This window comes from Nonomuraea sp. MG754425 (genome assembly GCF_021699195.1).
Taxonomy (GTDB): Bacteria; Actinomycetota; Actinomycetes; order Streptosporangiales; family Streptosporangiaceae; genus Nonomuraea.
Genome location: NZ_SSXE01000009.1, coordinates 1 through 11,227, shown reverse-complemented (window position 1 = coordinate 11,227; position 11,227 = coordinate 1). Strand labels below are relative to the sequence as shown.

The 11,227-nt window shown below is 65.6% G+C and carries 9 protein-coding genes and 2 pseudogenes; 5 read left to right on the top strand and 6 right to left on the bottom strand.

Features of this window, described 5'->3' with window-relative positions:
- The first annotated feature begins 3 nt into the window (after window positions 1–3).
- Window positions 4–180: a hypothetical protein gene (locus FAF44_RS04870; protein WP_237101779.1), complete on the top strand. Its 177-nt coding sequence runs from the start codon at window positions 4–6 to the stop codon at window positions 178–180.
- 53 nt (window positions 181–233) lie between these two features.
- Here FAF44_RS04870 and FAF44_RS04865 read toward each other — a convergent pair whose 3' ends face one another.
- Window positions 234–3,188, bottom strand: a complete 2,955-nt coding sequence (locus FAF44_RS04865; protein WP_237101778.1) for an AAA family ATPase — start codon at window positions 3,186–3,188, stop codon at window positions 234–236.
- Between the two features lie 348 nt (window positions 3,189–3,536).
- Here FAF44_RS04865 and FAF44_RS04860 point away from each other — a divergent pair, with 348 nt between their 5' ends.
- Together FAF44_RS04860 and FAF44_RS56315 are read left to right on the top strand one after the other, a co-directional pair.
- Window positions 3,537–4,808 (top strand): integrase core domain-containing protein, encoded by a 1,272-nt coding sequence (locus tag FAF44_RS04860; RefSeq protein WP_237101777.1) that lies wholly within the window; start codon window positions 3,537–3,539, stop codon window positions 4,806–4,808.
- Between the two features lie 295 nt (window positions 4,809–5,103).
- Window positions 5,104–5,355, top strand: a complete 252-nt coding sequence (locus FAF44_RS56315; RefSeq protein WP_368857751.1) for a DUF6086 family protein — start codon at window positions 5,104–5,106, stop codon at window positions 5,353–5,355.
- Between the two features lie 67 nt (window positions 5,356–5,422).
- Here FAF44_RS56315 and FAF44_RS04855 read toward each other — a convergent pair whose 3' ends face one another.
- Entirely contained in the window at window positions 5,423–5,932 is a 510-nt protein-coding gene (locus tag FAF44_RS04855) for an Imm21 family immunity protein (RefSeq protein WP_237101776.1), read from the bottom strand.
- Between the two features lie 176 nt (window positions 5,933–6,108).
- Between FAF44_RS04855 and FAF44_RS04850 the strand changes: the two are divergent.
- Window positions 6,109–6,381: pseudogene (locus FAF44_RS04850) on the top strand (transposase); the annotation flags it as partial.
- A gap of 187 nt (window positions 6,382–6,568) precedes the next feature.
- On the opposite strand, the gene FAF44_RS04845 reads toward FAF44_RS04850, so the two are convergent.
- The 3 genes and pseudogenes from FAF44_RS04845 to FAF44_RS04835 all read right to left on the bottom strand — a co-directional run.
- Window positions 6,569–7,156, bottom strand: a complete 588-nt coding sequence (locus FAF44_RS04845; RefSeq protein WP_237101775.1) for a hypothetical protein — start codon at window positions 7,154–7,156, stop codon at window positions 6,569–6,571.
- Between the two features lie 87 nt (window positions 7,157–7,243).
- Entirely contained in the window at window positions 7,244–9,400 is a 2,157-nt protein-coding gene (locus FAF44_RS04840; protein WP_237101774.1) for a LamG domain-containing protein, read from the bottom strand.
- 2 nt (window positions 9,401–9,402) lie between these two features.
- Window positions 9,403–9,546: pseudogene (locus FAF44_RS04835) on the bottom strand (IS3 family transposase); the annotation flags it as partial.
- Here FAF44_RS04835 and FAF44_RS04830 point away from each other — a divergent pair.
- On the top strand, window positions 9,545–9,901 hold the full coding sequence (locus tag FAF44_RS04830) for a hypothetical protein (RefSeq protein ID WP_237101773.1): 357 nt from the start codon (window positions 9,545–9,547) through the stop codon (window positions 9,899–9,901). The pseudogene FAF44_RS04835 and the gene FAF44_RS04830 overlap by 2 nt on opposite strands.
- Before the next feature lie 303 nt (window positions 9,902–10,204).
- Here FAF44_RS04830 and FAF44_RS04825 read toward each other — a convergent pair whose 3' ends face one another.
- On the bottom strand, window positions 10,205–10,717 hold the full coding sequence (locus tag FAF44_RS04825) for a hypothetical protein (protein ID WP_237101772.1): 513 nt from the start codon (window positions 10,715–10,717) through the stop codon (window positions 10,205–10,207).
- Window positions 10,718–11,227 lie beyond the last annotated feature (510 nt).

Here is an 11,227-nt window from a genome sequence, read left to right as displayed (position 1 = left end):
GTCGTGGCTCTCGTCATCGCCGTCATCGCCGTCATCCCGGGCATCCCGGGCGTCAGGGGCGTCAGGGCTGCTGACGCGCGGCTCGCGCGACAGCTCAAGTGGTTGCTGGTGCTCGATGAGGGAGTCGTCACGCGCGACAGGTCGCTCAGGCATGCACTGCCCTGGGGCCTTGGATCATGAAGTCATGCTCGGGGTGACGAGCGATCTTCGCTATCCGGCGGATACGTCAATTTTCACGACGGGTCGCCGAGCGAATCCTCTTCTGCGAACACTCCGGCCTCTACCGCCTTGACCGCGAGCGCGGTTCGGGAACTCACCTTCAACTTGCGCATCGCCGCACGTAGCTGTTGATCCACCGTGGCCGGTGACTTGGCCAGAATCCGGCTGATCTCCCGGTTCGTCTTGCCGGCGACGACCAGTCGGACCACGTCGAGCTCACGAGGTGAGAGCCGGTCGCCGTACCCCCGTCGACCGCCGCGCCACAATCGCGGAACCTCGGCGCCGTGTTCGCGGAGCCGCTGTGCGACACGGTCCGCATCGCCGCGGGCTCCGAGCCTGAACAGTTGCTCGTACTGTGCGGCCAGCAGCTCTCGGCCCTGTTCGATCTGGCCTTGCGCCATGAGCGCCTCGGCTTGACGCTCGCGGGCGAGCATGGCGTCGTAGGGGCGCGGCAACGCGTTCCAGGCGCGCGCCGCCCGGTCGTACGCCCTCGCCGCGCGGGCGTGGTCTCCGGCTGCGGCGGCCAGCAGCGCACGGCATACGGTGAGGGCGGCGCGCGGCGCCGGCGCCGTACGGCCACGCAGTCCTCTGGCGAACTGGTCGCCCAGGCGTGTCGCGGCCTTCAGGTCGCCCGCGACGAGGTGCGCCTCGATCCGGGCGGGGACGAGGTCCGTCGCCCAGACCCAGATGCCTTTTCTCTGGACGGTGTCCATCGGCTCGTTCGTGATCTGCAGCGCCCGGCCGCTGTTTCCGTCCGTCAGCCACAGTCTGGCCAGCGCAGCGGCAGCCTCCATCGTGTCGTCGGCTGCGCCGAGACGGGCAGACTCCTCAAGGACCAGCCGGAACTGCTCCCCCGCGGCGCGCCGCCGTCCGGCTGCGGCCGCCAGCCGGGCCGCGAGGCGAATGCTGCCGAGGTAGTACGCCGGCCGGTCTCGGTCGGCATCGGCGAGCGCCGCGCTTCTCTCCGCGAGACCCTCCCACCGGCCGGTGAACCACGCCAGGTTCGTCTGTTCGAGTCGGACGTTGTGTTGCAGCCGGGACGCCTGCTCGGCCTCGGCAAGGCGCATGGCCACGGCGAGGTGTTTTTCCGCGTCGGCGTACCGGCCCCAGATCAGTGCGCCGGTCCCGACATTTGTGTGGATGCGGGCCACGTCGAGACGCTCCGCCGAGGCCGCGCCGTCGATGGGCAGGTCAGCGACGACGTCCCAGGCCTCCTCCTCACCGAGCATGAGCAGCGCAGCGGCTCGGTTGCCGGCCAGGTTCAGCCGCTCTGCGGGAGAATCGACGTCGGCGGTGAGCTCAGCGGCGCGATCCAGCCAACGCCGATGGGTCGACGCCGGCCACGGTCCCGCGTAGGCCCATCCCAGATAGGTCATTGCCCGGGCCGCCTCGACCGGGTCATGGTCGAGATTGGTCACCGCTTGCTCGAGCTCGCTGAGCGCGGCCTGCGCCTCACCCCCGATGATCAGGAGCCGACCTAAGGGGTTACGGATCTCCGCCTGCTGGCGGGCGGAGAGACCGGGGGTCTCCAGCACCGAGCGCAAGGTACGGATCACGCGGTGGTACACCTCGTCGACCGGTTCACGACGGCCCAGTGCGGCTACTCCGGCGATGCGCGCGACTCGTGCCCGATCCGCCGGCGGCAGCTCGGACCACGAAAACAGATCGACCAGCAAGTCGACCGCCTTGGTGTGGTCACCCGAGGCCATGGCCAGCTCGGCGCCCTGCTCGGCGTACCGCGCCCAGGCCCGTGTCTCGCCCGCCTCACGGAAGTGGTGGGCAAGGCGCGCGACAGGCGGCGGATGGATGTCCTCCAAGGCCCGGCCGGCCAGCAGGTGGAAGTGTCTGCGGTCGGTCAACGGGATCGCTTCGTAGACAGCCATGGCGGCCAGCACGTGCCGGAATCGCCACTGGCCGCGGTCGTCTCCGTCCAGGACGCCGACGTCGGCCGCCTCCGCGATGGCGCCTCGGCACGCAACCGGTGACAGACCGGCGGTCATCGCGATCGTGGCCACCGATGACCGCTCAGCCAACGTGGCCGCGGCTCGCAACACCTGCTGCGCCGTCGGCGACAGACGGCCCACCCGCTCCCGGGTGGAGTCGCGCACCGTTGGCGGCACCTGTAGCTTGCGCAGCTTCAGCCGGACCCACTGTCCGTCGCGGAAGACGAGGTCGGCACGGTCGCACATGAGGCGAACCGACTCCTCCAGCACCAGAGGAACCCCACCGGTCCGCTCGTGCATGAACGTCGTGAACTCCTGCGAGATCGGGTTGCCGTCCAGCATCGAGGACACCAGCGCTGCCGTGTCGTCGGGTCGCATCGGCGCCAGGGCGATCCTCAACTGGGTCACGCCGGCAGGCAACCGGGACGTCAGCCGCAGCAACAGCGACCCGGCGTCCACCTCCTCCGGCCGATAGGAGATCACGAGGCTCGGCCCGTCCGATTGCTGTCGGGAGGCGACGAACAGCAGGAACTCCAAGGTCACCTCGTCGGCCCAGTGAGCGTCCTCGAGCACGAGAACGTCGACACGCAGAGCCCGCAGCAGCTCGTCCAGGGCGCGGAACAGGCGATGCCGGGCCGCCTTCGCATCGTTCAAAGGCGGCAATGCGGGCGGCAGGTCAGCGGACCATTCAGGGAACAGGGGCCGTAACGCACCCGCAAGCTCGGTGAGCCGCGATCGCGACACCGGGCGGTCGATCCCACGGAACGCGTCGACGATCGGCCCCAACGTCAGCGACTCGCGAAGCGGTGGGCACACCGAGACCAAGGCAGTGCGCTGGTCCGGCCCGGCCAACCACTCTCGCAGCAGCCGGCTCTTCCCGATCCCCGCCTCGCCCTCTACCAGCACGATCGCCGGTGGCCGGGCCAAGGCGGCCCGAAGCGCCGCCATCTCCCGATCACGACCCACGAAATGCGGCGTAGAAACCGTCGGTGAAGTCCCATCGTTCTCGGGCAAGGGGTCGAACATGCGTGATGATCTCGCTTTTCGATGCTCGGGCGCAATTACCCCGAAGGGTGTCAATACTCCTTTTCACGGTCGTGAACTGCGGGTTACTCTCGGTTTCCTGGTCGAGCAGTGGCCTGGGTCGGGCATGCTCGAGGCTCGTGACGCTCCGTTTCTTCTCCATGTTCTTCTGCCGCATCGTGGGGCGGCTGACGCTGCTAGCCCGTAGCGACGCCTCCGAGAACATGGAGATCCTGTACCGCTTCATAACGCACCGCAGGGTGCCTGATCTGCGGTTTTGACCTTCAGCAGCACTACGGGCAGGATCGCGGCTTGTGCCGGTTCGTCTGCCGTATCTGATCAATGGTTCGTATGTTCGGCCGGCTGGTGTTGCTGGGACGTGGTCAGGCGTCCAAGGACGTCGAGATCATGGTGCTCCGCCATGAGGTGGCCGTGTTGAAGCGTCAACTCGCCCGCGCGAAGCCGGACTGGACCGATCGGGCGCTCCTGGCAGCCTTGGTGCGCTTCCTTCCTGCGGTGCTGCGGGCGCATCGGCTGGTCACCCCGGGCATCTTGTTGGCACGGCATCGCCGTTTGATCAAACGCTCGTGGACCTATCCTCACCGCGCCGGTCGTCCCGGAACGAGCAAGGAGGTCCGGGATCTGGCGCTCCGCCTGGCACGGGAGAACCCGAGGTTGGGGTATCGGCGGGTACACGGTGCACCGGTTGGGCTCGGCTTGCAGGTCAGTGCAGCGACCGTGCGACGGATCCTGCGTTCGCGCAGACACGGTCCGGCTCCCCGAAGCCTCGACACCTCCTGGCGGACGTTTCTACGCCTGCCAGCGAAAGGGCTGCTCGCCTGCGACTTCTTCCACGTCGACACGATCTTCTTGAGACGCCTGTACGTGTTGTTCGTGATGGAGGTGGCGACGCGGCGCGTGCACGTCCTGGGCGTGACCACCAACCCCACCGGCGCGTGGACGGCCCAGCAGGCCCGCAACCTGCTCATGAACCTCGCGCGGAGGGCCGGCTCGTTTCGGTTCCTCATCCGTGATCGGGACGCCAAGTTCACCGCCGTCTTCGACGAGGTCTTCGCCGGCGAGGGTGTCACGGTGATGAAGACGCCGCCGCGGACGCCCCGAGCCAACTGCTACGCCGAGCGCTGGGTGCGTACCGTCCGGGCCGAATGCACTGACCGGATGCTGATCTACGACGAACGCCACCTTCGATCGGTCCTGGAGGAGTACGCCGAGCATTACAACGTGCACCGTCCGCACCAGTCCCGCCAACAACGCCCACCCGATCAAGACGAGCACGTTGTGGTGCCGCTGGAAGGCTGGGTTCAGCGCCGAAAGGTGCTCAGCGGAGCGATCTACTTCGACAAACACCAGGTAGTAGAAGCCATTGAGATCTACACCCCAGTAGCCGGCGCGGATGAGTGGGACCGCGTTCTCTGGGCGGAGTTGGATGTTTTCGCCACACCCGCGGAAGAGTTGGTGGCGCAGCTTCGGCAGCATGCAACGGTGATCGAGGAAGAGAACGGACACAGTTGCACCTTGCCCAAGCTTCTCTTAGCCTTTTGGCGCTCTATTAAGCCCGAAGCAGAGGGCGACCCCGAGGGAGACAGTTCGAGTCCGTCCTAATAGCTCATCCGAGTTACTACGATGGACCCGCGACGATACCCGGGGATGCCTAGGAAACGGCAACCTTCGGGCCCAACGTCGCAGTCTGAGCGGCGGGCGCGGTGGAACGCGAGGAGAACATGAGCCAGTACTTCCAGGTTGGCGATCGAGTCCTCTGGAACCCTCGAACGGAGTCGCTGACCTGTTCATGCGATCAGCAGAAGCGCTTGCCCCCAGACAGGATTGCCGACGGGGCTCGACCCTATGGTGAGCGACGAATATGAGGTTGACCTGGCCGCCTTCACGGCCTTCGTGAGTGCCACTAATCGAGCGCTACGAGCGTTCGAACCATCCCATCCTGCACTCACTCATGGAGGGCTTCATAGCGACGGCCCTCGTTCTCATTGACCGCGGCGGAGCAAAACTGCCCGTGCCCGATGCGAACGATGGCGGCTGGAAGGATGTGCAGGTGAGCGAACATTCCGCATGGCCACCAGGTGGCCAGGTACGTGATGTTGAGCGATGGGCAGCCCTTTCTGGGCAGCACGCTCGGGCAATGCCATACTGAGGCTCCTACGACACTCGACCACATGATCAATGAGAAGAGCGGCACAAGCGCGGAGTACGCCCGGGGCTCAAGTTTCCGGCTGGAGCTGGACGAGGATCATCCAGTTGTCCTCGTCCTTCATGTAGGTGGCTCGAACCCTGTACTGGCCAGGCTCCAGATCAATAATGAGTCGATCGTCAGGCTCCAGCTCAGCACCAGGAATGGCCGAGTCGAAGAGCGCGACTGCCTCCCGCACCTCCCAGTTCAGGTCTTCGTCATCATCCCAATCCGGCTCTGCTGCCAGGGCTCGCTTGGCTGCCGCGACCAGCTCGGCTTCGGAGTATGCGGCGACCCAGCGCAGGAAGAGACGTTCGGCCGGCAGATAGGTCGTCATGGCAGGTTCGTCGCCGAAAACAAGGGCTTGCCGCGCCCCAACGGTGACGGCACCGATGTAGCCCTCAACAGCGCAGGCGCGGCCGTAGTCTCCCGAGGTCTCGACGGGACCATCGTTGTCGTCCACACCCGCCCACCTGTTCAGCCCGGACTGGGGGATGGCGATTAGTGGCCCTCCGGCGGTGCTGACCCAGGTATGCAGCACTGATGACCCCGCTTTCACTGCGTGATCGTTCCTGGGGGACAGAGTACGGGCAGCGATCTGGTTGCGTCCGCGGGAGTGGTGTAAGGGTTTGACCTGGTCACCAGGTGTGGTGCCGTGAAATGAGAACGGTCATCGCGTGATCCTTCGTAGCAACGATTCCAAGAAGGAGAACGGCGATGACCGCGGACAACAGTGTGACGCCTGCCCGGTGGCCGACGCAGCAGATCGAGGGTGGTGACCCTGACATGTTGCGATCCATGGTGAAGACCATGGCCGAGACGTTGATGTCGGCCGAGGCTGACAGCCTGTGCGGGGCCGGCTATGGCGAGCGCAGCGATGAGCGGACCAACTCGCGTAACGGCTACCGGCAGCGCGAGTGGGACACACGGGCCGGCACCATCGAGCTCGCGATCCCGAAACTCCGGTCGGGCTCGTACTATCCGGACTGGCCAGTCCCGGCGAAGGCCGGCGACGAAGTCGCGTAGTTCCCGTGCCGGGCTGGCCTCCGCTCGCGCCGCCCAGCCTTCCAGGTCCTGCTCGCCGCGTGTACCCCGGGGTCCCGCCTCAACCGCTCGGCCTCAACGCGCCGCGCGCGTCCCACTAGCCAAGAACGCATCAGCCCTGGAAGGGCGCCGCTCACCCGCCCACGGGAACCACCGGGTGGAAGGACCCGAGCCAGGCGCTGTCCAGGTGCGCGCCCGTGCGCGCCTCCACGATGGCCATCGCCATGGCCTGCGTGGCCGGCCAGGGATGCTCGAGCGTCCGCGCCAGCGCTGTGAGCTCCGTCCCGGCGAAGGAGACGTCAGCCCCCGGAGCGCCGACGGGTTCCAGATGCGGGATCCGGGTGACGACATGTCCGTGTGCGGCGTGGATCAGCCGGGAGTTTCGCGTGACCTCCCACGACACGTGCCAGACCTGAGCACCGGCGCTGAGCCGGCTGAGGATGTCCTCGTCCCATGTGCGGCCGGCACCGGAGAAGTCGACGATCATGGCAGCCCTGCCTGCCTGCTCGACAATGGCGACGTCGCCTTCGCTCGCCTCCTCGATGTCGCAGATCGTCAGGGACGGCCGTTCATCCCCGCCGAGCAGGCGCGCCGCGATCTCCTCTGATGAGAGCGCCCCCTCATCCGGCACGACGACGGTCCACGCCAGTCCTTCGGCCAGCCAGCTCCCGTCGCCCTGCAGGAGGTGGCCGTAATGCGCTGACAAGCTGTCCAGGCTCATCGATACTCCTTGAATCCGAGGCGTGAATGGGCGCCCGGCCGCCGCGGACGGCATTGTCGCGTCCACGGCGGCTGGGTGCGTCAGCCGCTAATCCTTCTGTTTATCTGCCCAGTACATCGAGCCGGTGTTGGCCGGCTTCCAGCAGATGCTGTCCATGGCTGGCAGGGTTTGCAGCTCCGTGGAGAACCGGTTGAAGAAGTCCTGGCCGTACAGGAGCCTGTCCTTCTTCTGGAAACGCCGCAAAGCCATACCCGCGACGTAGTTCGGCCCCTTGGTACCGCCGGTCATGGCGCAAACGGAGAAGTTCCGATCATTGTCCGTGTCCTTGGTCCGGTTGCCGGCCGAGGCGAACGGATACTCATCGCATTCCTGGCCGTTGGTACTGAAGTTTAACCACAGGCTGTGGCACCGGGCCCGGGCGCGTGCATTGGTGTTCTTCGCCGCAGGATCGCTGACCCTCCACAGGTACTGCTCTTTCGGCGGCCGGTTCGTACGATTGACGGCGCAGCCGGGGATGGTTTTGGTCGTGTCCTTTGGATAGGTGTCTGTCCTGTCGTAGCAGGCCTTGTAGTAGTGCTTGTACGCGGCGTCATAGGTGCCGTCGAGCTTCCATTCGATGGATGGGAGAACCGGCAGGGTGCACCCGTTCCAGGCACCAACGGAGTGTGAGGAATCACAGGTGATCTGGGCCTTCTCCTCGATGGTGCCGTATTCGAAGATGACCGCGTGCGACCCGGTGTTCTCGATTTTGATGTAGGGCTTGAATACACAGTTGGAGATCTTGTCGCCGTTCGAGACCGACGTGCCGGTCCGGTCTTTTATGTAGGCCGGTGCGTCGGCGGAGGCCGCGCGAAAACGGAACGTCGCCAGGGGCGTCCATTCGCCGTCGTCGGTCTCGTCTGCCTTCTCCCTCCAGTCCTCGACATCCATCGTCAGGTGGTTCTTCTGCGAGCCGCCGTTGAATATCGTGACGTCTTTGCAGGCCGACTGTCCGTAGGCGGGCCGGAGCCCGAGGGTCAGGTCCGTGGACGAGGCGTCCTCCCAGAAGACATTCTTTCTGTGGCCGACATAGAGATCGAACCATATGTCACGGGCGGTGGCGCCAGCGTCGATCTCTTGCGGGCCGTTCCAGCTCCTCGCCACCAGCATCATCCGGCCGAGCCACTCCGGATTTCCTTCGACATCGATGTCCGGAGTGATGTTGCCGTAGTAGCCGTCCACCCCTACCTCGACGCTGCCAGTGAACACGGGCACTTCGTGAATCATGCAACCGCTATAGCGGTTCTTCATGTAGCCGTAGGTGCGTTTCTTGTATCCGTGGTTCTTCCAGCAGTCTTCCGGCGAGAGCCGGTCGTACCGGGGTGTGACCGGGGCGGCGCTCTTGGCAAGGGGTGTCCCCGCCGCGCCGTCCGCGGTCGGGCTGCCATCCATGAGGTCGAACACCTCGTCCGAGACGAGGGCGACGTCGTACACCCAGACCTCGTCCAGGCTGCCCGTCATCGCGGTGCCGAGAGTCAGCGGCGCGGCCGCGTTCCAGGCGGCGAAACCGAGCGCGGAGGTGCCGATCTCCAACCCGTTCAGGTAGAGCGTCGCGGTGCTCGGATTCTGCGTGTACACGCCCGCGAGGTGAAACCACTCGTTGACGGGGGCATCCACATCGGACAGAACTCCCTCGGTCGTAGCATCGGCCGCGTCGGCGCTGCTGAAGGTGAACACCAGACCATGGTCGGGGTCGTTACCCAGCCGGAAGGGCGCCTGATGGGTGCCCTTCTGCTCCATCACGGTGTAGGAGCCATCCTTGTCGCTGAACTTCAACCAGGCGCCGACGGTGAAGTCCTGGTCCGTGCGGATGACAGCGGCGGCCGTTCGCGCGAACGGCCCTGAACCGGGCTGGGGGACCTTGACCGTGACCGGTTGCCAGATTGACCACTCCGACGACTGATCGGCGGCGACGGCGCGGGCCCGCCAGCGGATCTTCCAGCCGTCGTTCAGCTTCCCGGCGGGGACCGTGGCCGTGGCCTGGGTGCCGGAGGCGACACCGTCGAGACCGCCCGCCCAGATCTGACCCTCACCCTGGCCGGTGACGGCGGGGTCGTGCTCAACCTCGAACTCGGCCCGCAGCGGTTGGGCGGCCGGGTCGGTTACGGTCGCGCGCAGGGCCGGGGTGAGGCTGATGGCAACGGTGACGCCGTCCACCACCTGGGAGGGAGTGACCTGGAAGGCTCCCACCGTCGGGTTCGGCACGTCAGCGTCTCCGCGGTGCCGATACCGAGCTTGGCCGCGACCGCGTTGATCGTGGCCCACTCGGTCGGGTAGTTCGGCCGCACCTCGGCGACCATCCGCACCGCTCTCCTGCGCAACTCATCGGGGTAGGGAGACTTGCCTGGCATGGACTCGATCCTCTCAAGAGATCAAGTCTCCACCGAACCCGGGGCGATTCACTTGCCGCTGTTGGAGAAGTCGCGAGATGAAGTAGAAAGTGAGGCCCGGTGGCAGCTTGGCCCTGATGATCCGGACCTCGCCGAGGCTCTGCGGGCAGTCGTTCACTGTGGCCTGATGGGGCAGTCGGAGTACTGGCTCTCTAGGACTCTGGCATGGATGGCGGCGGATGAGGTGGTGCTTTTCGCCGGCCTGCTTCGAGAGATCGCCCTTGGCCAGCGAGGTTCCCAAGCTAGTCAGCACGCGGCGAAGCAACTTCTGAAAGAAAGTGGGCTCTGGTCAACCGGCCATCGACGACCGTCGTAGCTAGTTTGGAAGATTTCGGCACACGGTCTCGGGACCTGCTGCGGTGCAGGTCAATACGGGAGTCATCTTGTCCGCGACTTTCCCGCGACTCCCCCTCGTTGTCCGCCCTGAAGGGCACGCAACGGGCACGCCTGCGAAGCGCCGACGGTTTTACAGCTCGTGACCGTCACGAAGCTCAGACGGTCTTCTACCTGCACCGCAGCCACGTCTCGTTGCCACCGAGCTCATGATCATTGCACGCATATTGCACGGCAGCCGTTGAGACAAGACGCCGAGGGCTCGAACCTGGCACTGGGAGAGACCCTATACACAGACCCAGCAATAGATCATCTGATCCCCTTCCTGTGCCCGTTGAGCAAGGCCTCGCAGGCCTGTAAGGACCTCCAGAAGGTATCCATCGGCCGGTGGTACGTCGGCGAACTCCTCGATCTGCTCCCAGTGCTCAACGAGTTCATCCAGCCTGGTGTCCGGGATGCCGGCGAGCGTGTCGCGCACGTCTGCAGAGAGCTCTTCGATTCCCGGCCCTTCCTTGTAGGGAGAGTCCTCCGGCAGAGCCTCCCACTCCTCCATCGTCGCCGGAGCGCCCTCGGGCGGCGGATAGATGGTGATCGTCTGCACCAAATCCAAGCTGAACGGAACGTCCCTGACGAGGGCTATGAGCTGCCCAAGTATCACGCCGGGGTCGATCCACTTGGCGTCCACCGCGTCGAACGTCGGTACGCCCGGCATGGGCTTCTCGACAGCACGGGGACTATCAGGCTTCTCCGCGGCGGCCTGCCTGTTCGCCGCCCGGTAGTAGTCGTAGAAGACCCCCATTTGGACCCTCCGGCCTTGATCGTTTGGCTTCTATGCTCGCGACACATTAGGGGATCGTACGTGCGTGCGAAAGACGCCTGGCGCTGCCAGTAACTGGCCTGCCTGAGCATCCCGTCGCCGTCGTCCCATCCGTCAGGGAAGCGGGCGAAGGGCCTGGGGTGAAGGTGGGGCCCCCAACTGGAGGAACGACCTTCGCCCCAGGCCCTTGGTCTGCTTGGCTCGTCCTGGGGCGATGGCGACGGGATTCTCCGGCTTCCAGCTCAACCACCAACGGTCCTGACACTCGCGCGGCGATGCCTGGTGGCCCCACGCGGCGGCCAAATCCCGCGAGGGTATGACCGACACACTCGCCACCCTGACCCGCGTCCTGGTTGGCGATGCATCCGGCCGACCATCCGACGAGATCATCCGGCTGGAGTTGCCCCGGTTCGATAGACACATCAGGGCTTGCGACTACGCGGCAGCATAGTCGAGGTCTTGGGCGTTCTTGAGCGTGTGTCGACGTTCGTA

Bases quoted from the DNA above. Each gene is read 5' to 3' on its own strand.
- FAF44_RS04865 (WP_237101778.1), bottom strand. From the start codon at position 3,188: ATGTTCGACCCCTTGCCCGAGAACGATGGGACTTCACCGACGGTTTCT.
- FAF44_RS04860 (WP_237101777.1), top strand. From the start codon at position 3,537: ATGTTCGGCCGGCTGGTGTTGCTGGGACGTGGTCAGGCGTCCAAGGAC.
- FAF44_RS04845 (WP_237101775.1), bottom strand. From the start codon at position 7,156: ATGAGCCTGGACAGCTTGTCAGCGCATTACGGCCACCTCCTGCAGGGC.
- FAF44_RS04830 (WP_237101773.1), top strand. From the start codon at position 9,545: ATGGACTCGATCCTCTCAAGAGATCAAGTCTCCACCGAACCCGGGGCG.
- FAF44_RS04825 (WP_237101772.1), bottom strand. From the start codon at position 10,717: ATGGGGGTCTTCTACGACTACTACCGGGCGGCGAACAGGCAGGCCGCC.